Below are 21,605 nucleotides of genomic sequence, written 5' to 3'. Positions count from 1 at the left end.
TTGCCGCAAGCCTTTCCGCATCGCACACTCTATCGAAACGTCATCCTAGCGCCAGCGAGCAGAAAGGTGTTTGCCGTGCAGGCCTACACACCGAACAGCCAGCCTATCGACAGAAGCGAGACCGTCAGGCTGATCGACCGGCAACGTCCGGACTGGTCGCTGGAACAGGCCTTCTATGCCGACCCAGCAATCTTCGCGCTGGAACGGGACTTGTGGTTTCCGCGCCAATGGATGCTTGTCGCCCATGCCAGCGAGGTGCCAGAAAAGGGCCGCTACATCGTGCGCCAGCTGTTCGACGAGGAGATCATCGTCGTGCGCTTCGGCGACGCCGAGGAGGACATCGCGGCCTACTACAATGTCTGCACCCATCGCGGCTCGCGGCTCTGCGCCAAGGACGGTCGCGGCAAGCTTCTGGTCTGCCCCTATCATGCCTGGTCGTTCAGGCTGACCGGTGAACTGCACTCACGGCAGGATCTACCGGCGAGCGTCGATCCGGAAGCGCTGGGATTGCACCGCGTGCCCTCGAAATGTTTCGGTGGCCTCGTGTTCTGCGGCCTCGATGCCAATTCGCTGCCCGACATCCAGCCTGTCGCGGACGGGCTGACCGGCGGTTTGCGCGAAAACGGTCTCGACCGTGCACGCATCGTCGCGCGCAAGAATTATCTGACCAAGGCGAACTGGAAGCTGGTGCTCGAGAACTTTCTCGAATGCTATCACTGCCGGCCGGCTCATCCCCAATATTACCGCGTCAACGGCCATGTCAAAGTGACAGCGACCCGCGACGCCGACAAGGCGGTCGAGTGGCAGAACGAAATCGAGGCTTGGCACAGCGTCATCGGCGATGCTGAGTTCCACAAGGGTGCGTGGCAGGCGGGCGACCTCGACACGATGCCGTTTGCCATGCACCGCAAGCCGATCGGCTCCGGCCGCAACACGCTCTCCAATACGGGTGAGGGGGTCTCGTGCCTGATGGGCGGCCGTCACGCCTATGATGGCGGCGAAAGCGGTTTCCGCCTCGGACGCCTGTCGTTTGCAAGTGCTGCCAATGACTATGTCACGCTGTTCCAGATGATACCGCGCAGCGCCGCGGAAACCGACGTCATCCTGACCTGGCTCGTCGACAAGGATGCCGACGGCGGCGTCGATTCCGATGCGATCAGCTGGATGTGGGACGTCACCACGGTGCAGGACAAGAAGATCACCGAGGACAATGCCGACGGCATCATGTCGCGCGCCTACCGGCCAGGCCCCTATACGCCGCTGGAAAGCCAGACCTCGTTCTTCGTGCAGACCTATCTGTCGGAACTGCGTTCGCTGATCACCGGCACGCGCGGCGTGTCGGTCAGCCAATGGTCCGCGCCGAAGGAACTGTTCGCATCGCCGAAAGCGGCGAGCTGCAACACGCGCCTCTGACCCGCAGCCGAAGATGCCTCTTTGAGGCGTCGCGTTCCGATGCCATATGAAGGTGGCCGACGGAATGTTGCGGGAGAGGTGGTCATGACCAAAGGTTCGGATTTGTTCGTCGCGGCCCTCGAGAACGAAGGGGTCGAGCGGATTTTCGGCATTCCGGGCGAAGAAAATCTGGATATCGTCGAATCTATCCGCCGCTCCTCGATCCAGCTGATCCTGACCCGCCACGAGCAAGCAGCGGCTTTCATGGCCGCCACCTATGGCAGGCTCACCGGCAAGCCAGGTGTGTGCATCACCACCCTTGGCCCAGGCGCGCTCAATCTTTCGACCGGTTCGGCCTATGCGCTGCTCGGCGCGATGCCGATGATCATGATCACCGGCCAGAAGGGCATCCTGTCATCCCGACAGGCGCGCTTCCAGATCGTCGACATCGTCGCGGCGATGAAGCCGCTGACCAAGCTGTCGCGCCAGATCGTCTCGCCGAAGATGATCCCCTCGCTGGTGCGCGAAGCTTTCCGTGTCGCCCAGGAAGAGCGTCCCGGCCCCGTGCATCTGGAACTGCCGGAAGACATTGCGGCGGCCGAGTGCGAACCGATCGCGCTGGTGCCGACGCACCCGGTCGAACTGCCGCTGGCCAGCCCGGGCGCGCTTGATCGCGCCGCCCGTATGATCCTGGAAGCCGGGCGTCCGCTGCTGATGTTCGGCGCTGCGGCGTCGCGACCGCGCGTGACCCCCGATGTCGCGCAGTTCGTGCTGCGGACGCAAATTCCCTATTTCACCACGCAGATGGGCAAGGGAACCGTGCCCGGCGGCACGGAGCTCTATATGGGAACGGCAGCCCTTTCGGAGCGCGACTACGTGCACGAGGCCATCGAGCAGGCCGATCTGATCATCACCATCGGTCACGACACCGTGGAGAAGCCGCCCTTCATCATGGGGGCGAAGGGGCCGAAGGTCATTCATGTCGGCTACCAATCAGCCGATGTCGAGCAGGTCTATTTCCCGCAAGCCGAAATCGTCGGCGACCTCGGTCCTTCGCTGGCGCTGCTGGCCGACCGCATCGAGGGCAAGATCCCCAACGCACAGGCGCTGCTGCCGCTGCGGGAAGGCATTCTGAGCCGGATCGCCGCGCGCGCCACCGAAGATCGCTTCACGCCGCAGCGCATCGTGCATGACGTGCGCGCCGTGATGCCGCCGGATGGGATCCTCGCCCTCGACAACGGCATGTACAAGATCTGGTTCGCGCGCAACTACCGGACGCGCATGGCAAACACGATCCTGCTCGACAATGCGCTGGCCACCATGGGCGCGGGCTTGCCGTCGGCGATGATGGCGGCACTGCTCTATCCGCAGCGCCGTGTCATGGCCATCTGCGGCGATGGAGGCTTCATGATGAACAGCCAGGAATTGGAGACCGCCGTCAGGCTCAAGCTCAACCTCGTCGTCCTGCTGCTCGAGGACCATGCCTATGGCATGATCCGCTGGAAGCAGGCGGTTGACGAATTTCCGGATTTCGGCATGACCTTCGGCAATCCCGATTTCGTCAAGTATGCCGACGCTTATGGCGCCAAGGGGACCAGGGTTGCAGAGATCGCCGACTTGCGGCCGGCGCTGGAACAGGCCTTCACCGGCGGCGGCGTGCATCTCGTCGTTGTGCCTATCGACTATTCCGAAAACACCAGGGTGCTCGTCGACGAATTGCGCGAGCGGCTGCCTGCGCCGCAGACGCCCTGACGGCAGCGACAAAGCCGCCGTCAGGATTGCTTGGGCGGAAGACCCTACACCTTGCAGTAAGGCGTTACCGGCGCGATGGTGCCGAAATCCTTAGCGATCTCGTAGCCGATGCCGTCGGCCGCCGCCTTGCCTACATAGGAATGGCAGAGTGTGTGGTTGTTGGTGGCGTCGACGCGGATCTTGCCTTGCGGTGCGTCGAACTCGATCGACGGCAGCGCGGCCAATACATCGTCGTCCTTCAGCGATCCCGCTTTCTCAGCGGCCAGCGCGTAGAGATGCAGGCCGTTGTAGCCGGCCTCGCCGATGCCGTTGACCATCTTCTCCTGGCCGAATTTCTCACGGAAGCTGGAGATGAACTTTTTGTTGACCGGATTGTCCAGCGCCATCCAGTAGGGTTGCGGCGCATAGGTGCCGGCCGCCACGCCTGGCGGCAGCGCGTCCTTGTTGAAGACCTCGTCGAGCGGGGCGATCAGCGGCTGCTTGATGTCGAAGCTGCGATACTGCTTGAGCTGGGTGACGGCGTCGTTGCCGACCACCATCGACCAGACGACATCGGGCTTCAGCGACTTGATCTTCTGGAAGGCCGGGCCGAAATCCGTGGTCCCGAACGGATAGTAATCGGCGCCGATGATCTTGCCGCCGGCCTTCTCATAGGCCGCCGTGATCGCCTCGGTCATCTTCTGCGGCCAGGCATAGTCCGAAGCCATGACATAGATCGTCTTGCCGAGGTTCTCTGCCACCCATGGCATCATCGGGTCGACCTGCTGCATCGGGATCGGGCCGGTGGCGACGAAGTAGCGGTTGCATTCGCCGCCTTCGAAATTGGTCGGGTAGAAGAACAGCTTCTTGGCCTTCGAGGTGACCGACAGCGTGGCGCTGCGCTCGGGCGAAATGATCGTGCCCATGATCACGTCGACCTTGTCTTCGTTGATGAGCTTGCGCGCCTTGTCGATGGAGCCCTTGGTCGTGGTCTGGTTGTCCTCGATGATGAGTTCGACCTGGCGCCCGCCAATGCCGTTGGCGGCGTTGAGTTCGGCGGCGGCGAGTTTGTAGCAATTGAGGAGCGTCTCGCCGAGGATCGCCTGCAGTCCGGTGATCGGGATCGACAGGCCGACCTTGACGGTGTCGGCGGCGCGCAGGATCGACGGCGCGCCGACTATGGCGAAGGCGGCGGCAGCGCCGCCCGATTTCAAGACAGTTCTTCTGCTTATCATTGTTGTGTTCCCTTCCAGTCCCAGGCGCGCCCCATGCACGCCTTACAAAGCCAACAGGTCCAGGCGCGCTTCAGGCGCGCCTTATAAAGCCAACAAATCCTTGAGCAGGGTCTCGTCGGCGAACGCCTCCGGCGCGCCTTCATGGACGATCCTGCCCTTCTCCATCACCAGGCAGCGGTCCGATGCCTTGAGAACGAGATCGAGATTCTGCTCGACCAGAACGATCGCGATGCCGCGCTCGCGGGCGATGCGCGGCACCAGCTCGGCGATCGACTGCACGATGTTCGGCTGGATGCCTTCCGAGGGCTCGTCGAGCAGCAGCACCGACGGTAGGCCGCAGAGCGCGCGGCCGATCGCCAGCATCTGCTGCTGGCCGCCCGAAAGCGTGCCGGCGACCTGCGCTTCACGTTCGCGCAGGATCGGAAAATAGCTGAAGATGTCGGCCGGAATGCCGCCGTCGCCACGGTCCCTGGCGGCACGGGTGCCGACTTCCAGATTCTGTCGCACCGTCAGCTGATTGAAGATCCCGCGGCCCTGCGGCACATGCGCGATGCCCGCCCGCGCGCGGCGGAAGGCCGGCGCGTTGGTAAGGTTCTGGTCGCCGAGGATTATGGCGCCGCCGCTTGCCCGCAAGCCGCCGGCGATGACGCGCAACAGCGTCGTTTTGCCGGCGCCGTTACGGCCGAGCAGGCCGACGACTTCGCCCGGGCCGACACTGAGGTCGATGCCGTTCAGCACCGGGAGCAGGCCGTAGCCGGCCGACACCGCCATTGTCCGCAGCATGGTCAGCGCCTCCCCAGATAGACATCGCGGACCATCTCGTCGGTCTCGATGTCATGGAAAGGACCGCTGCGCAGCCGGCGCCCCTGGTGCAGCACCAGTGTCTCGCAGTTCAGCGCCCGCACGAAGCGAATGTCGTGCTCGACCGCGACGATCGAGAACTCGCCCTTGAGCCGTAGCAGCATGTCGGCCGTCGCCAGCGTCTCCTGCGGTGTCATGCCGGCGGTCGGCTCGTCCAGCAACAGAAGCCTTGGCTCGATCGCCAGCGCCATGCCGATCTCCAGCCATTGCTTCTGGCCGTGTGCGAGTTCACCGGCCAGTGTGGCGGCCCGGTTGCTGAGCGCGACCAGTTCCAGAAGTTCACCAACCGGACGCATTGGCGAGGGCGCGCCCCAGCGCGCGACTTTCAGGTTGTCCTCCACCGAGAGGCTGGGGAAGACCGACGGGATCTGGAATTTTCGGGCGATGCCGAGCCGGGCGATGCGGTGCAGCGGCAGGCCGGCAATGTCTTGACCGAGGAAGCGCACGCTGCCGCTGGTCGGCCGCAGCGTCCCGGTCAGCACGTTGAGGAAGGTGCTCTTGCCGGCACCGTTCGGTCCGATGATGCAGCAGAGCTCCTTGTCGCGCACGGTGAGGTTCAAGGCTTCGAGCGCCTGCAGCCCGCCAAAGCGGATGCCGATATTTTCGGCCTGGAGCAGGATGTCGCTCATTGCGCGCGCCTCCCGCCTTTGAACAGGCTCTTCAGCCGTGCGTAGATCGACAGGATGCCGTCCGGCAGGACGAAAACGATGATGACGAAGACGCAGCCGAGCAACAGCGGCCACAGGCTCGGGTTGAAGCTGCTGATCGTCTGCTGCGCCCGCTGGATGAAGATGGCGCCAAGCACAGGCCCAAGCAGCGTGCCGCGTCCGCCGACCGCCACCCATACAATCACCTCCGTCGACAGAAGCAGTCCGGACAAATCGGGCGCCACCAGCCCTGCCATGCAGACATAGAGCGCGCCGGCAAGTCCGGCGATGGCCGCCGACAGGACGAAGGTGACGAGCAGCCGCAATGGCGCATTGTGGCCGAGCGCTGCCGCCCGGACTTCATTGTCCTGGATGGCGGTGAGCACCGTGCCCCAGCGGCCACGGCTGATCGACCAAAGCGCCAGCACGGTCACCGCGACGATGGCCGAGACGAAGATGTAGGAGGGCAGGTCCTGGCTCAGATCTACATGCAGGTCGCCAAGATCGAACTCGATCGGCGGGATCCCGATCAGCCCGCTGTCGCCGCCGGTGACCGAGCTCCACGAGACCGCGGCCTGCTGGCAGATGACGCCCATGGCCAGCGTGACGATGGTGAAATAGCTGCCACGAATGCCGCCGAAGAACAGGAAGTAGCCGATGATGGCGGCGACGAAGGCTGCTCCTGCCACCGCCCCGATGATGCCGAGCAGGCTTCCGAAGGGGATAGCATCGTTGAGCGTGACCAGCGCCATGATGTAGCCGCCGATACCGAAAAAGGCCGCGTGGCCGAAACACAGGATTCCGGTGCGGCCCCAGAAGAAGTCGAGGCTTGCCGCGAACAGGCCGAAGATCAGCGCATCGCGGATTACGGTCAGTTGATAGCCGTCGGCGAAGAGGGGATAGACGACCGCGAGCGCCACGCAGACGGCGAAGATCAGCAGCCAGTTGCGATCGCGGGCGATCATCGCGACGCTCCGTTGAACAGGCCATTGGGCCTCAACCGGACAGCGACGATGGCCGCGAGCAGCACGATCGCCTGCGCCAGCGATGGCGATATCTGATAGTTGAGGATGCTGGTCAGTCCGCCGACGAAGACGCTGCCGGCGACAAGGCCGCCGATCGAGCCGACACCGCCGACGATGACGACGAAGAAAGCATTGGCGAGATAGTTCACCCCCATCTGCGGCAGCACGATTGCCAGCGGCGCGACCAGTCCGCCGGCGAGCCCGGCGATGGCCGCGCCGAAGGTGAAGGCGATGGCGTAGGTGCGCCGCGTGTTGATGCCGACGCCCTCGGCCATCTCGCGGTTCTGGATGACGGTGCGGATGTCGAGCCCGAAGGACGTGCGGCTGATCAGCAGGATGACCCCGAGCAAGGTCAGCATGGCAATGCCGATCAGGATCAGCCGATAGGCCGGATAGACGGTGAAGACGAGGTCGAGTGTGCCCTCGATCGGCGGCGTCACTGGCTTGGCGCCGAGACCGAAGGTCAGTTCCAGCCCTTGCTGCAGGATCAGGCTGACGCCCCAGGTGGCAAGCACGGTCGAGACCGGCCTGGAATAGAGATGGCGGATGATGGCGAATTCGAGGATACAGCCGACCACCGCGCCGGCAATGGGCGCAGCCGCCAGGCCAAGCCAGAACGAGCCGCCCATGCTCTGGACGAAATAGACGGCGAAGGCGCCGACGGTGACGAACTCGCCATGCGCCAAATTGGTCACGTTCATCAGCCCGAAGCTGATCGCCAGTCCGAGCCCAACCAGCATCAGGATGCTGATCAGCGTTAGTGCGTTGAGAAGTGTGGTGACGACAAAATCCATCGCGTCAGGCCGCGCTGGCAAGGCGTTGGCGCAGGCCGGCGAGCAGCCCCTCTGCGGCATCGATCACCGCGGCCTGGTGCGGCTGCAAATCCTGCCCGGCCCATTCGTCGATATGCTCCGACAGCGGGTCGACCACTTCGGTGCGGTGATTGGCCAGCGTCTCGATGACGGCATGACCGCAGAACGGCACATAGCCTTCGGAGTAGCCGCCTTCATGGGTCATCATCAGGCGCCCTTGCGAGGTCTCGGCGGCCAGTGCCACCATGCGCGCGGCCAGGCGCCGGAAGCATTCGCTGTTGAGCATCATGCGGCCGAGCGGATCGAAGCCGGACGCATCGAAGCCGGAGGCGACGATGACGAGGTCCGGTCTGTAGGCACGCAGCGCCGGTGCGACGACGCGGTCGAAGGTCGCTTCATAGGCGCCGGTGCCGCTGCCGGCCGGCAGCGGGATGTTGATGTTGTAGCCTTCGCCGTCGCCTTTGCCGTTGTCGGCCAGTGCACCGCGCCCGGTCGGGTAGAGATTGTCCTGATGCACGGAAATGGTCAGCACCGACGGGTCGGAATAAAACACCGTCTCGGTGCCGTTGCCATGATGCACATCCCAGTCGACTATCGCCGCGCGCCCGAGCAGGCCCTCATGCTGCAGCCGGCGGACAGCGACGCCGATGTTGGAGAACAGGCAGTTGCCCATCGCCTGGTCGGGCTCGGCATGGTGTCCCGGTGGCCGCGCCAGCGCATAGGCATTGTCGACGCGCCCTGTCAGCACGGCGCGCATCGCGGCATAGGTGGTGCCGGCCGACAGCAGCGCGATGTCGAAACTGTTGAGGCCGATCGGCGCCTGCGGCCCGGCGAAACCGGAGCCGCGCTCGCTGAGCATCCTGATGTCGTCAACGTGACGTTGCGTGTGGACGCGCAGCAGGTCCTCGACCGAGACCGGTTCGGGGATGATCGGCACCAGATGGCGCGACAGGCCGCTGACCTGGATCAAATTGTTCAGCCGGCGCTTCGAGCCAGGCGATTCCAGATGGCGGCCGGGTTCCACGAAACGGCCGGGCGGCATCATGTCGGCACTGGAGCCGGTGTCATGCCACATCAGCTGTTCGTGAAAAACGTAGCCTGTCGCCATCCGCAGCGTCCTCTGAAAACCAGGTGACGCTAGCAGGCTAACGATCATGCGGCCCGACCCGAAAGGGGGGTCGCGCCTTTTATCTAGACCCCTCCTTTCGGAGGGGTATGGGCGCCTGCGGATCCTTGCGCGGCGCGCACGGCCTGGACCCGGTTGGTCACCGCGAGCTTGCCGAAAATGTTCTTCAGATGCCACTTCACCGTGGTTTCGCTCACCGACAGCGCAAGGGCGATATCGCGATTGGACATGCCCTCGGCGAGATAGCGCAGCAGTTCGGCCTCGCGCTGGGTGAGCTGTTCCTTTTCAGCGGCTGGTGCGGCCAGCTTGCGTGTCGCGACAGGCATTGTCTGCGCGGCATCGATGATGCGCGTGGCATAGGCTGACAGCGCGGGATCGGTCTTCGCCTGGGCCGCACGCAGCCGCATCAACCCTTCGACGACGGACCTCCCCTCGTCGACGAAGGAACGGATGAAGCCGGAGGGTTGGGCGAGGCGCAATGCATCGAGGAGATTGCGGTCTGCCTCGCGTTGGTCGTGGGCAGCGCTGGCCGCTTTGGCGTGCAGGATCAGCGCCAATATATGGCGGCGCATGCGCCCGCTGTCTTTCGTGCGCTCCAGCAGCGCCTCGAAAACCTGCGCCGCAGCTGTATAGGATTTCTCGGCCGTCAGCAGGCGGCCTTCGGCGAAGAACTCGAACTCGTTGGCGGTGGTGATGGCCATCGAAGCCTCGGTCCCTTCGCCGCGATGCTCGGTCAGCAGCGCGCGCGCCTCGGCAATACGGTTCTGGTCGAGCAGCACACGTATGCGGTCATGCACGATCATCGATGCCAGGCGGCGATACACCGTGCCGCGCACGCGTTGATAGACGCGCTCCAGCATGTCCAGTGCGGCTTCGGTGCGACCGGTCAGCTGCAGCACACGGGCATAGGTCGGCACGCTGGCAAGGGGATAGACGATGACCGCCGCGCCCTCGATCTGCGGGCCGAGATTCTCGACCAGGGTCAGCGCTTCGCCCGACGCATTGGTCTCGTAGGCGAGCTCGGCTAGCAGCGTTCCGGCCAGGGCCTCGGCATAGGAATTAGCACCGATCCGCGCCCTGGCCTCGATGATGGCGTTGCGCAGCAGCCGCTCGGCGGCGGGCAAGCGGCCCGCCGAACGCTCGACAACGGCCATGTAGCAATTGGCAATGGTGACGCCGAGCAGGCTGCCGCTTCGCTCATGCGCCCGTCGCGCCGCATCGATCGCGGCGCGGGCACCTTCGAGGTCACCCAGCGCATAGAGATTGTAGCCGATGACATTGGCGGTCGCGCCTTCCATGAACCAGGCATCGGGTGAGATGACGCGCAAGGCGGCAAGCGCGCTGTCACGCGCCTGATCGAACTGCTCCAGCGTGCTGTGGACGGCAGCGGCGAGAACCACCAGTTCGGCCTCGATCGTTGTGCCGGTCATGGTGCCTGGGTCATTGCTGTCAGTCGGTCCGGTCTCGACCAGCTTGCGCGCATTGCTCAGCGTCTGCTGGGCAATCTCGGGTTGGCTGCTGTGCACCGCCAGCCACAGCACCACCAGTTGCAGCCGGATGCGCTGGTCGATCAGTTTCCTAGGCAGCAGCGCGAGCAGCTGGCGCACGTAGAGAAGCTGGCACTGGGCGATGAGGTCGAGCGCGTTGTTTTCGACGAATACCGCCGCGCGTGCCTGGTCGCCGGCGGCCAGCGCGTGCCCGATCGCCTCGGTCAGCATCTTGCGTTCGCCGAACCATTCGGCGGCCGCCAGATGCAGCGGCGCGATCATCTCCAGTTCGCGCCGTTCCATTTCGCGGCTGAGGAAATCGCGGAACAGATGATGATAGCGGAACCAGCGTCGCTCTTCATCGAGCGGCACCAGGAACAGGTTGCGCGTCTCGATCTCGGTAATCGCCGCCTCGGCATCCGCCGCGCGCATCACCGCCCGGCAGGCTTCGGCGCTGAAGCGTTCGAAGATCGAACTGTAGAGCAGGAATTTTGCGATTGCCGGCGGCAGCTCCAGAAACACTTCGCCCATCAGGAAGTCCGCGACGTTGCGGTTGGCGCCGGTAAAATTGCCGATGACGATTTCGGGTGCGTGTGCGGCACTCAGCGACAGCGAGGCGAGCTGCAGGCCGGCGGCCCATCCTTCGGTACGCGAGCACAAGGTCTCCACTGTGCCGCTGCTGACGCTCAGGCCCAGCTTCTCGTTGAAGAAAGCCTCGGCCTCGGACGAGGCGAAACGCAGATCGTCGGGGCCGATTTCGAAGATGTCGCCCAGCACCCTGAGCTTGCCGAGTTGCAGATCGGGCAGGCTGCGCGAGCCGATGACGAAGGCGACGTTTGCCGGCGCCTGCCGGGTCAGGCGCTCCATGAACCGCTTCACCGCCGTCGCCTCGACAGCGTGGTAGTCGTCGAAGAACAGCGTGATGTCAGCTTCGCGCGCTGCAAGGCCCGTGACCAGTGCCGCGAGCATGACATCGAGCTGGGGGATCGGGCTGGACTGGAAAGCGAGGTCGAGTTCCGCTGGGCTCTGGACGAGATGGCGGAGCGCGCCCACCAGATGCGACAGGAAGGCGCCCTCGTCATTGTCGGTTGCCTCGCAGGATAGCCATGCGGTCAGCCGGCCGTGGCGCGCGACCTCCGTGGCCCATTGCGCCATTGTCGTCGATTTGCCGAAGCCGGCGGGCGCGGCGAACAGCACGATGCGCGTGTCGATGTGGCGCTCCAGCGTCGACAGGATGGTCTCGCGGCGCACCCATCGGCGATGGTGCGGCGACGCTTGGCTGACGGATTGCGGAGCTGTTCTCATCTAGGTCCGTGCAACCTGTCGCTTTTCCGGGAAAGCGCGGCTCCCTTGCCATTGCTCCACTCCGTTTCGATCAGCGGAATCTGCGGTGCGGCATCGCGCGGCAAGGTTCCCTTGATCCGGGGATCGTCGACGATCTCAAATCCGGTCGCGAAGGGGACGAACCCACAGGCACTGTAGAACCCGATGACACTGTGATGATCGAAGCTGCTTGTATGCAGCCAGATGCGGCTCGGGTTGAGACGCCATGCGAGGTCCAGTGCCCCGGCCATCAGCCGTTTGCCGAAACCCCTGCCGGTCAGGGACGGGAACAGGCCAAAATAGGTGATCTCGATCTCGCTGCTGTCGGCGACGAAGAATTCGACCATACCGAGATGCGCGCCGGTCTCGTCATGGCCGTAGTAGAGATGCTGGCGCGGGTCGGCGAAATGCTCGGTGATTTCGGCATCGGACATTTCGGAAACACGGTCCCAAAGCCAGGGCGCGCCGATCTCTAGGAAGATCGCCCGGTAGGAAGCGCAGTCGGGCGTCGTGATCAGTGTCATGGCCAAGGGGTGCGCGAGATCGGGTTGCGGCGCGCGCGCCTCCATCCACGTCACCGCATTGGCGAGCTTGCCCACCGGCAGGCGATGGTAGCCGATGGCGAGATCGGTGAGTTCGGCGGGCATCGTGTCTTCGGTGATCAACGCATTCCTCGTCATGTCTTCCAGAGATAGCAGTATCGGCTTGCTGCATCCGATGCCAACTCCCCAAGACCATGGCAGCATCGAACGGCAAGCTCTGGACTGAAAGTTTGGCGCGTATGCCTCTTGCATTTCACAGGAATGGCATATGAGATATGATACACCATCCAGAAGAAAGTGAAATATGATGCCTGAGCGGATTGCGGATGAGGCCATTCTGAGCGCAGTCGATGACGGCTTCGTGCGGCAGGTTGCGTTCCTGCAAGACCTCGTGCGGTTTCCTTCACAGCGTGGTGAGGAACATGCCGCGCAATCGTTCATGGCGGCTGCCTTTGAGGCTGACGGCTATGCCGTCGACATGTGGCGCGTCGATGTCGATGCGATTCGCGACTTGCCAGGTTTTTCACCCGTGGCAGTTTCTTATGACGACGCCTTCAATGTCGTTGCCACGCATACGCCGCGAAACGCGACCGGCCGCTCGCTGATCCTCAACGGCCATATCGATGTCGTTCCGACCGGACCGCTCGACCGCTGGGTGCGCGATCCCTACGATCCGGTGATCCAGGACGGCTGGATGCATGGCCGCGGCGCCGGCGACATGAAGGCCGGCCTGTCCGCCTGCCTCTATGCGCTGGCCGCATTGCGCAGCCTTGGCTATCAGCCTGCCGCGAACGTGTATCTCCAGTCGGTGGTCGAGGAAGAATGCACCGGCAATGGCGCGCTCGCCTGCCTGCAGCGTGGCTACCGCGCCGACGCCGCTTTCATTCCCGAACCGCTGGAGCCGAGACTGATGCGGGCGCAGGTCGGGCCGATCTGGTTCCGGGTCGAGGTCGACGGCGATCCGCAGCATGCGTCGGGTGCATTTTCGGCCGGGGCCAATGCCATCGAAAAGGCATTTGTCATCATCCAGGCGCTGAAGCAGCTCGAAATCGTCTGGAACGCGCGCAAGGTCGACGACAGGCATTTTCACGATCACCCGCACCCGATCCGCTTCAATCTCGGCAAGATCGAAGGCGGCGAATGGACATCGAGCGTTCCGGCGCGCTGTGTCTTCGAGATGCGCGTCGCCACCTATCCCGGCCAGAGGCTCGAAGACGCCAGGGCCGAGCTCGAGGCCTGTATCGCCGAAGCGGCGCGTGCCGATCCGTTCCTGGCCAATCGTCCACCGATGATGACCTACAACGGCTTCATGGCCGAAGGCTATGTGCTGGAGGGTGCCGACGAGATGGAAGCCGTGCTGCGCCGCAGCCACACCGCCGTGTGGGGCGAGCCGCTGACGGAGCACGTCACCTCGGCGACGACCGATGCGCGCTTCTTCGGCCTCTATGCCGACACGCCGGCGATCGTCTACGGTCCGATCTGCCGCATGCCGCATGGCTATGACGAGGCCGTCGATCTCGACTCGGTACGCAAGGTCACCCAGACCATCGCTTTGTTCATTGCCGACTGGTGCGGCCTCGAACCTATCGAGGCCAAGCCATGAATGCAGCCGTCCCCGATGCTTTCGGCGAAACGCTCGCCGAGGACGCGCCGGATGTGTCGGCGGCCGATGCGCTTGCCATCCTGCGACGGCACTACGGGATCGCAGGCAGCGCGCGCCCGCTGCCTGGCGAGCGCGATCACAATTTCCACATCCAGACCGACGGCGAGGGTGAGTTCGTCCTGAAGATCTCCCATCCGGCGGAAGAGGCCGGCTTCACCGACTTCCAGAACAAGGCGCTCGACCACATCCTCGCGGTCGACCCGACTTTGCCGGTTCCCTCGGTGCGCAAAAGCCGCGACGGCGAAGCGCAGTTCGCGGTCAGCGTCGGCGGATCGGCGCCGCGCATCATCCGGCTGGTCAGCTACCTGCCTGGCCAGCTGCTGTCGCGCTCGCCGACTTCTGAGGCGCAGGATCGCAATCTCGGCATCTTCCTCGCCCGCCTTGGCCGGGCGCTGCGCGGCTTTTTCCATCCGGCCGCCGGCAGCGACCTGCTCTGGGACATTCGCAAGGTCGCCAAGACACGGCCGATGATGGCGCACATCCCTGACGCTGACCGGCAGGCGATGGTCGAACGCGCGATTGACTCCTTCGAGGAGCATGCTGCGCCGGTCATTCCGAGCCTGCGCGCCCAGATCGTCCACAACGACATGAACTCCTACAATGTGGTGATGGACGCGTCGCGGCCGGAGATCGTGAGCGGCATTCTCGATTTCGGCGACATGATCCATTCGCCGCTGATCTGCGACCTCGCCATCGGCGCCGTCTATCGCTGGCCGGCGCAAGGTCATCCGCTGGTGCCGGCGGCGCGCTTCGTCGCCGGCTATCAATCCGTACAGCCATTGGAGGCCGAAGAGCTCAGCATTCTTTTCGATCTGATCCGTGCCCGGCTTGCGCTCATCGTCAACATCGCCAGCTGGCAGGCCGAGCGCTTCCCGGCCAAGCGCGACTATGTGCTGCGCCTCGCCACCGAAGTCTGGGCCTCACTCGAACGGTTGGACAGCCTGTCGTCCTCAGATGCCTGCCGCTATTTTCTCGACCATTCCAATCCGGAGTAGATGCTCGTGTCCCAATCCTCGCCATACCCCGCAAATGCCGACGCGGCTGCATCGGAGCGTGCGCTGCTCGAACGCCGCGCCAGGCTGCTCGGGCCGACTTACCGCGCCTTCTATCGCAACCCCATCCATCTGGTGCGCGGCAGTGGCGTGTGGCTCTACGACGCCCAGGGCCGCAAGTTCCTCGACGCCTACAACAACGTCGCCTCGGTCGGACACTGCCATCCGCGTGTCGTCGAGGCGCTGTCAGCGCAGGCCGCCACGCTCAACACCCACACACGCTATCTCAGCGAGGTCATCCTTGACTACGCGGAGAAACTTCTCGGCACCGTTCCGGCACATCTCGGCCATGCCATGTTCACCTGCACCGGCAGCGAGGCCAACGACCTCGCCATCCGCATCGCCCTGCATTCCAGCGGCGGCACCGGGGTGATCATCACCGACTTCGCCTATCACGGCGCCACCATCGCGACGGCGCAGCTGTCGCCGGCGGCGGTCGGGGCAAAGGGCGTGCCCGCGCAGCACCGCACCGTGACAGCGCCGGACACGTTCCGCGACCATGGCCGGGCCGCGAATGATTTTGCGAAAAATGTCGCCGCAGCCATTGAGGACATGCGCGCAAGAAATGTCCGGCCGGCGGCACTCCTTCTCGACTCGGCCTTTTCCAGCGACGGCATCTTCTTTCCGGATGCGGCGGTAATGCGCGAGGCGGCCGACAATGTAAAAAAGGCCGGCGGCATCGTCATTGCCGATGAGGTCCAGTCTGGCTTCGGCCGGCTCGGCCAGGGCATGTGGGGCTTCGCCAATTATGGCATCGAGCCGGACATCGTCACGATGGGCAAGCCGATCGGCGACGGGCATCCGATGGGCGCCGTGCTGGTGCGGCCGCAGCTTGTCGCCTCCTTCGGCTCGAACACCGGTTATTTCAACACTTTTGGCGGCAATCCGGTCGCTGCCGCCGTCGGCCTCGCCGTTCTGGAGGTGATCGAAGGCGAAGGACTGATCGAGAATGCGCGCAATGTCGGCGCCTATACGGCTGAGCTGCTGCGCGCCCTGCAGAGCCGGCATGGCGCGGTCGCCGATATCAGGCACAACGGCCTTTATTTTGGCGTCGAGCTGACGGCGGACGGTGACGAGGCGCTGGTTGCCACCAAGACATCGGCGGTCGTCGAAGCCATGCGCGAGGACGGCGTGCTGATCTCGTCGTGCGGTCCGCGAGGCAATGTGCTGAAGATCAGGCCGCCACTGCCATTTGCCAGGGACAATGCCGAGCAACTGGCTGAGACGCTCGATCGCGCCCTGTCGAACTGGTGATCGGAGCGGACCGCGCATGCTGAAGCTCGAACATCAAACCTTGAATGACCGCGCCTATGGCGCGCTCAAGCAGGAGTTGATTTCAGGCGGCTTCAGCCCGGGGCAGACGCTGGTCATCCGCAAGCTCGCCGAGACCTTCGGCATCTCGACGACGCCGATCCGCGAGGCGCTGCAGCGGCTTGTCGCCGAGCGGCTGCTCGAGATGCAGAACAACCGCTCGGTCATCGTGCCGTTGCTGTCCGCGCCTGCCTTCGAGGAACTGACGCGCATCCGCATCGCCGTCGAGGGACTGGCGGGCGAGATGGCGGCTTCGCGGATGACGGAGAGCGGGCTCGTTGACATACAGGCCACGCTCGCCGGCATGCAGCGTGCCATCGAGGCGGGTGACGCCAAGGCTTACCTGACACTCAACGAGGCGTTCCACTTCGCCATCTACCAGCATGCCGGTGCGCCGATCCTTTTGAACATGATCCGTGACCTCTGGGGACGGGTCGGGCCCTATCTCAAGCTGCTGATGCAGGCCGATCGCTACATCCCGCAGTCCAACGCCGCGCATCGCAAGATCGTCGCCGCACTGGAGCAGCGCAGCGGTCCCACAGTGCGGATTTTCATAGAAGAGGATATCGCCACGGCGGCCGCGGTTTTGTCGGCCAACCTTGGCGCGGCCAGCTGACTGTCCGCCTATCTCATCTCATCGAACCGGTCGCGCAGCATGCTCCAGCCGAGCAGCATGTTGGGCGCATGCCGCAGCAAGGCATGGAACGGGATTGGCGCCGGCGGCCCGAAAGGCAGCGGCAGGTCGCGGGCGTCGGTTCCAGCGGCCCAATCGGCCAGCACCTTGCCCATCGCCGTCGTCATGGCGATGCCGCGGCCGTTGCAGGCGCGCCCGGCGATCAGGCCAGGACCGAGGTCGATCAGGTGCGGCAGGAAATCCGGTTCGACCGCTGCCATTCCCGACCAGCTGTAGGCAAGCGGCGGCAGATCGGGCAGGTCGAGATGCCGGCCAAGCCGCCGCCAGATTGTCTGCGGTACACGCGTATCGGCGCCGGCGCCAAGAATATGCATTCCGCCGCTGATCAGCCGGTTTTCGGCGTCGAAGCGGAAGGTGAAGAGATTGCGCCTGGTGTCGCCGACGCCTTGCCCGCCGGCAAGCAACCGGCTGCGCACATCACGAGGCAGTGGCGCTGTCGCGATCTGGAAGACTTTCAGCGGGAAATAGGTTCGCTGCAATGACGGATTGAGAGACCAGCCATAGGCGTTGGTGGCGATCAGCACCTTTGCGGCGCGCACCGATCCCGCCGGCGTTTTCAGCGCCCAGCCATCGGCCATGCGATCAACCGAGGTGACGCGCGACTGTTCGAAAATGCGCGCGCCGGCCTTCTCCGCCGCATCGGCAAGCCCGCGCGCATAGGCGACCGGATTGAGCACGCCGCCGCAACGATCCATCCAGCCACCGACATAGCCCGGTACGCCCGTCAGCGCTTCGATTTCCTGCCGATCCAATGTGACTGCCGGCCGGCCACGCTGTGCCCATTGCCCGGCACGTGACTTGACCTTCTCGAAGGCGGCAGGCGAATGCGCTGGCTGGATCCATCCGTTCTGCACGGCGTCGCAGTCGATGCCGTGCTGCCGGATCAGGCGGAAGACCAGGTCGGCGCTGCCGGCGGCGAAATCGATCAGCCTTTCGCCACGCGAAGGTCCGAGATAGGCCAGTATGTCGACCGGGTCCATCTTGGCGAAGTTCGGCACGACGAAACCCGCATTCCTGCCGGTCGCGCCCCAGGCGATGAATTCGGCTTCGAGAACGGCGACGGAAAGGCCTTTCCCGGCGGCGTGCAGCGCGGTTGAAAGGCCGGAAAAGCCGCCGCCTACGATGGCCAGGTCGACATCGAGCCCGCCTTGCAGCGCCGGCCGCTCGCGGCGATTGCGGCTGACCGCATGCCAGAGCGAAGCGCTATGCGTTTCCTGCCGGGGCACGGCATTCATGACCCGGAGCTGCTCTTGGCTTGAGCGATCTTCACCCGCTTGCCGAACCATGGCCGCCGCGGCCTGTCGCCGAACAGGCCGTTGGGCCGGATCAGCAGGATGACGCAGAGCATGACACCGATGGCGGCGATCTGCAGCGCGGCGGCGCGCGCCTGCTGTTCCGGCGGGAACAGGATGCTGGTCAACGTGCCCGATCCGGCCCATATCGCCCACACCAGGATGCTGCCGATGACGGCGCCGAGATTGCTGCCAGAGCCGCCGACGATCAGCATCACCCACACCTGGAAGGTGAGGATCGGCAGGTAGTTGTCCGGCGCGATGAAGCCGGTGAAATGCGCCTGCAGCGCGCCGGCCAGCGCCATGATGGCGCCGCCCACGGCAAAGGCCTGGACGCGATAGAAACGCGCGCTCTTGCCAAGCGAGATCGCCGCCCGCTCATCCTCGCGCAGCGCCTTCAGCACGCGGCCCCATGGGCTGCGCGACAGATGCTCCAAAGCGAGATAGGCGATCAGCGTCACGACCGAGACCACGGCAAGGTTGGACAGGTTGAACAGCAGCGGCGTCTCGGCAAGGCTGCCGAAGGGCCGTGGGATGAAGCCGATGCCGAACGGACCGCCGGTCAGTTTCTGCGCGTTGAGTGCGACCAGTTGCACGACGACGGCAACGCCGAAGGTGGTGATCGCCAGATAGTCGGACCTGAGCCGCAGCGTCGCCATGCCGGTAAGGGCCGCGGCTATGCCGCCCACGACCATGGCGCCGAGCCAGCCGACAAGGATCGGCAGACCGAAGCCGCCGAGCCGCGCGGCATCGTCCGGTGTGGTCAGCAGCGCCGATGTATAGGCGCCGATGGCGACGAAGCCGGCGAGGCCGACATTGAACAGGCCGGTCAGCCCCCATTGCAAATTGAGCCCCAGCGTGACCAGCGAGAAGATCAGCGCGGTGGTCAGGAAGAAGGCGCCGTAGCCGAGCAGGTCCATCAGCGTTCCCTCACACCAAACAGGCCGATAGGCCGCACGAACAGCACCGCCATCAGGATGATGAAGGAGACGGCGGCGCGCCACTCGGCTCCGATCAGCTGTACTGCACCGGCTTCGGCGAACCCGATGATCAAGCCACCGAGCACCGCGCCAGGAATGCTGCCGATGCCGCCGAGAATGGCGGCAGCGAACATCGGCAGCAGCATGTCGAAACCCATGAACGGGCGGATCTGCACCAGAATGCCGATCATCACGCCGGCCACGCAGGCCAGCGCCCCGCCGATGACCCAGGTGACGCGCACCACGCCGGCGACATCGATGCCGACGATGCGGGCCAGTGCCGCGTTCTGGCTCAGGGCCTGCATCGAGCGGCCGGTCTGCGTGCGTGTCATCAACAGATGCACGCCGAGCACCAGCACTGCGGTCAGCAGCAGCAAGGCGATCTGGTCGGGCGTGATGCGGATGCCGAAGCCGACCGGCATGGCGATCTGGATCGCCCGGCTGAAATAGGTCGGCCGCGAGCTGAAGGTGAATTCGAGCAGGCTTCTCAGCGCCATCGAGGCGCCGAAGCTCGCCATCACCACGATGATCGCCTGGCCCTGCGACCGCAGCCGCGCGAACAGCACCTTGTCGAGCAGCAGCGCCAGCAAGGCGGTGAATGCCATGCCGACGAGCAGAGCGACAATCAGTGGCCAACCGAAGGACAGCGGTGCGATCGGCGCCACCTTGCCGAATGTCGCGCCGATGGCGCTGACGACGGCCAGCGTCGCATAGGTGCCCCAGGCCATGAAGTCGCCATGGGCGAAGTTCGAGAAACGCAGGATCGAATAGGTGAGCGTCACGCCGATGGCGCCGAGGCCGATCATCGAACCCGTCAGCAATCCGTCGACGACAAATTGCAGGCTCATGCCGTGCCTCCTTTCGCTGCCTGAGATGGGCGCTGGCCGAGATAGAGTTCGGCGACCACTGGATCGTTCCACAGTTCGGACGCAATGCCTTCGTGCCGGTCCTTGCCTTCGACCAGCACATAGGCGCGGTCGCCGATGGCAAGTGCAGCCTTGGCATTCTGCTCGACCAAAAGGATGGTGACGCCGGATTTGCGGATGTTTGCCAGCATCTCGAATACCATCGAGACGAATTTCGGCGACAGGCCGGCCGACGGCTCGTCCAGCACCAGCACCTTGGGGTGGACGATCAGCGCCCGTGCGACGGCCAGCATCTGCCGCTGTCCGCCCGACAAATTGCCGGCGGCGGTGCGCCGCTGGCGGACGAGGTCGGGGAAGGCCGAATACATCTCCTCGATGCGGCCAGGGATCTCGCGCCGTTCAAGGATGCCGCAGGCGACTTTGAGATTGTCCTCGACCGACATCAGCGGAAAGATGTTTTCGGTCTGCGGCACGAAGGCAAGCCCGAGCCGAACCATGGTGTGGGCAGGCGCGGCCGTGATGTCCTTGCCGTCCAGAAACACCGTGCCGCCGGTGATCGGGACGAGGCCGGCGATTGCCTTGATGAAGCTCGACTTGCCGGCGCCGTTGGGGCCGAGCACGACGACGATCTCGCCCTTTTTGACGGTGATCGAGGCGCCACGCACGATCGGCACGCCGGGTTCATAGCCGGCTTCGAGATCACGGACATCGAGGACGGTCTCGCTCATGCCGCGCCTCCGAGATAGGCCTCGATGACGCGCGGGTCGCGTGCGACCTGTTCGGCCGTGCCTTCGCTGAGCAATTGGCCGCTCGCCATGACGAGAACGCGATGGCAGAGCCGCGTCACCATGTCGATGTTGTGTTCGATCAGCAGGAAGGTGATGCCGCGAGCGTTGATGTCGCGAATGCGGTCGATGATGACTTCGAGCAGCGTTGCATTGACGCCAGCTGCCGGCTCGTCGAGCAGGATGATCGCCGGGTCTGCCATCATGACGCGGGCGAGTTCGAGCAGCTTGCGCTGGCCGCCGGAAAGCACGCGCGCCGGCTCATGTGCGAGGCGGGTGAGGGTGACCAGTTCCAGCAGTTCGAGCGCCTTTGCCCTGGCGGCTCTTTCCTGAGCAGCGACGCGCCATGGCGTCACGAAATTGGCGAGCAGTTTTTCGCCGGCCTGGCCCTGTGCCGCCAGCATGATGTTTTCGATCAGCGTCAGATTGGGCAGCGGGCGCGGGATCTGAAAAGTTCGGCCAAGGCCACGTCCGATGCGCAGATGTGCGGCTTCGCCCGAGACTGGCGTACCGTTGAGAAGGATTTCACCGCCGGTCGGCAATATGCTGCCAGCTAGCAGATCGAACATCGTCGTCTTGCCGGCGCCGTTGGGGCCGATCAGGCCGAGGATTTCTCCAGCCCTGACGTCGAACGAGACATCGTTGACGGCGACAAGGCCGCCGAACCGCCTGACGACATTCCTTGCCGTCAGAACCGGCGCGCGGGTTTCCCCTTGCCGTTTGGTTGCCTCGCTCATTCAAACCCTCTGGCCGAATACGATCGTTGCCGCTTTCTGATTAT

General features: G+C 64.5%; 19 protein-coding genes. 6 read left to right on the top strand and 13 right to left on the bottom strand.

The genetic code is table 11. The annotated features are described in order from the left end of the window. The first annotated feature begins 75 nt into the window (after window positions 1-75). Both EOA13_RS08270 and EOA13_RS08265 read left to right on the top strand, forming a co-directional pair. Complete coding sequence (locus EOA13_RS08270) at window positions 76-1,413, top strand: aromatic ring-hydroxylating dioxygenase subunit alpha (RefSeq protein ID WP_164780016.1); 1,338 nt, start codon at window positions 76-78, stop codon at window positions 1,411-1,413. A gap of 84 nt (window positions 1,414-1,497) precedes the next feature. After that, on the top strand, window positions 1,498-3,144 hold the full coding sequence (locus EOA13_RS08265) for an acetolactate synthase large subunit (RefSeq protein WP_127291216.1): 1,647 nt from the start codon (window positions 1,498-1,500) through the stop codon (window positions 3,142-3,144). Between the two features lie 44 nt (window positions 3,145-3,188). Here the strand turns inward: EOA13_RS08265 and EOA13_RS08260 are convergent, their stop codons facing one another. From EOA13_RS08260 to EOA13_RS08225, 8 genes are all read right to left on the bottom strand, one after another. Continuing rightward, window positions 3,189-4,358, bottom strand: coding sequence for a substrate-binding protein (locus EOA13_RS08260; protein ID WP_023808839.1), 1,170 nt, complete (start codon window positions 4,356-4,358; stop codon window positions 3,189-3,191). Window positions 4,359-4,439: 81 nt separating this feature from the next. Then, window positions 4,440-5,141 carry an ABC transporter ATP-binding protein gene (locus EOA13_RS08255; protein ID WP_127291214.1) on the bottom strand — a complete coding sequence of 234 codons (702 nt, stop codon included), beginning with the start codon at window positions 5,139-5,141 and terminating at the stop codon, window positions 4,440-4,442. A 2-nt stretch (window positions 5,142-5,143) separates the two neighbouring features. Beyond that, entirely contained in the window at window positions 5,144-5,848 is a 705-nt protein-coding gene (locus EOA13_RS08250) for an ATP-binding cassette domain-containing protein (RefSeq protein ID WP_127291212.1), read from the bottom strand. Then, window positions 5,845-6,831, bottom strand: coding sequence for a branched-chain amino acid ABC transporter permease (locus EOA13_RS08245; RefSeq protein WP_127291210.1), 987 nt, complete (start codon window positions 6,829-6,831; stop codon window positions 5,845-5,847). The genes EOA13_RS08250 and EOA13_RS08245 overlap by 4 nt, the downstream gene beginning before the upstream one ends. Beyond that, the gene (urtB, locus tag EOA13_RS08240; protein ID WP_027036158.1) at window positions 6,828-7,685 is read right to left on the bottom strand and encodes an urea ABC transporter permease subunit UrtB; all 858 of its coding nucleotides are present in this window, start codon (window positions 7,683-7,685) and stop codon (window positions 6,828-6,830) included. Before urtB ends, EOA13_RS08245 begins: the two co-directional genes overlap by 4 nt. Before the next feature lie 4 nt (window positions 7,686-7,689). Continuing rightward, complete coding sequence (locus tag EOA13_RS08235; RefSeq protein WP_127291208.1) at window positions 7,690-8,811, bottom strand: class II histone deacetylase; 1,122 nt, start codon at window positions 8,809-8,811, stop codon at window positions 7,690-7,692. An 83-nt stretch (window positions 8,812-8,894) separates the two neighbouring features. Then, window positions 8,895-11,621, bottom strand: a complete 2,727-nt coding sequence (locus EOA13_RS08230) for a LuxR C-terminal-related transcriptional regulator (protein WP_127291206.1) — start codon at window positions 11,619-11,621, stop codon at window positions 8,895-8,897. Further along, on the bottom strand, window positions 11,618-12,304 hold the full coding sequence (locus EOA13_RS08225; RefSeq protein ID WP_127291322.1) for a GNAT family N-acetyltransferase: 687 nt from the start codon (window positions 12,302-12,304) through the stop codon (window positions 11,618-11,620). Before EOA13_RS08225 ends, EOA13_RS08230 begins: the two co-directional genes overlap by 4 nt. A gap of 184 nt (window positions 12,305-12,488) precedes the next feature. Here EOA13_RS08225 and EOA13_RS08220 point away from each other — a divergent pair, with 184 nt between their 5' ends. Genes EOA13_RS08220 through EOA13_RS08205 form a run of 4 tightly spaced genes read left to right on the top strand, consistent with a single transcriptional unit; the run spans window position 12,489 to window position 16,823 of the window. After that, on the top strand, window positions 12,489-13,784 hold the full coding sequence (locus tag EOA13_RS08220; protein ID WP_164780024.1) for an ArgE/DapE family deacylase: 1,296 nt from the start codon (window positions 12,489-12,491) through the stop codon (window positions 13,782-13,784). Then, window positions 13,781-14,839: a phosphotransferase gene (locus tag EOA13_RS08215; protein ID WP_127291202.1), complete on the top strand. Its 1,059-nt coding sequence runs from the start codon at window positions 13,781-13,783 to the stop codon at window positions 14,837-14,839. The genes EOA13_RS08220 and EOA13_RS08215 overlap by 4 nt, the downstream gene beginning before the upstream one ends. Next, window positions 14,840-16,150, top strand: a complete 1,311-nt coding sequence (locus EOA13_RS08210; RefSeq protein ID WP_164780015.1) for an aspartate aminotransferase family protein — start codon at window positions 14,840-14,842, stop codon at window positions 16,148-16,150. 16 nt (window positions 16,151-16,166) lie between these two features. Continuing rightward, the gene (locus tag EOA13_RS08205; protein WP_127291200.1) at window positions 16,167-16,823 is read left to right on the top strand and encodes a GntR family transcriptional regulator; all 657 of its coding nucleotides are present in this window, start codon (window positions 16,167-16,169) and stop codon (window positions 16,821-16,823) included. Between the two features lie 8 nt (window positions 16,824-16,831). Here the strand turns inward: EOA13_RS08205 and EOA13_RS08200 are convergent, their stop codons facing one another. The 5 genes from EOA13_RS08200 to EOA13_RS08180 are packed head-to-tail and all read right to left on the bottom strand — an operon-like array spanning window position 16,832 to window position 21,561. After that, complete coding sequence (locus tag EOA13_RS08200; protein ID WP_127291198.1) at window positions 16,832-18,136, bottom strand: FAD-dependent oxidoreductase; 1,305 nt, start codon at window positions 18,134-18,136, stop codon at window positions 16,832-16,834. Beyond that, complete coding sequence (locus tag EOA13_RS08195) at window positions 18,133-19,116, bottom strand: branched-chain amino acid ABC transporter permease (protein ID WP_164780023.1); 984 nt, start codon at window positions 19,114-19,116, stop codon at window positions 18,133-18,135. Before EOA13_RS08195 ends, EOA13_RS08200 begins: the two co-directional genes overlap by 4 nt. Next, on the bottom strand, window positions 19,113-20,021 hold the full coding sequence (locus tag EOA13_RS08190; RefSeq protein ID WP_127291194.1) for a branched-chain amino acid ABC transporter permease: 909 nt from the start codon (window positions 20,019-20,021) through the stop codon (window positions 19,113-19,115). Before EOA13_RS08190 ends, EOA13_RS08195 begins: the two co-directional genes overlap by 4 nt. Then, window positions 20,018-20,767: an ABC transporter ATP-binding protein gene (locus EOA13_RS08185; protein ID WP_127291192.1), complete on the bottom strand. Its 750-nt coding sequence runs from the start codon at window positions 20,765-20,767 to the stop codon at window positions 20,018-20,020. The genes EOA13_RS08190 and EOA13_RS08185 overlap by 4 nt, the downstream gene beginning before the upstream one ends. Beyond that, window positions 20,764-21,561: an ABC transporter ATP-binding protein gene (locus EOA13_RS08180; RefSeq protein ID WP_127291190.1), complete on the bottom strand. Its 798-nt coding sequence runs from the start codon at window positions 21,559-21,561 to the stop codon at window positions 20,764-20,766. Before EOA13_RS08180 ends, EOA13_RS08185 begins: the two co-directional genes overlap by 4 nt. Between the last annotated feature and the right edge of the window lie 44 nt (window positions 21,562-21,605).

The sequence above is a fragment of the Mesorhizobium sp. M7A.F.Ca.US.011.01.1.1 genome, assembly GCF_003998295.1.
Lineage (GTDB): Bacteria > Pseudomonadota > Alphaproteobacteria > Rhizobiales > Rhizobiaceae > Mesorhizobium.
Note: the sequence above shows the minus strand (reverse complement) of the source record. Positions and strands in the feature narration are given on the sequence as shown.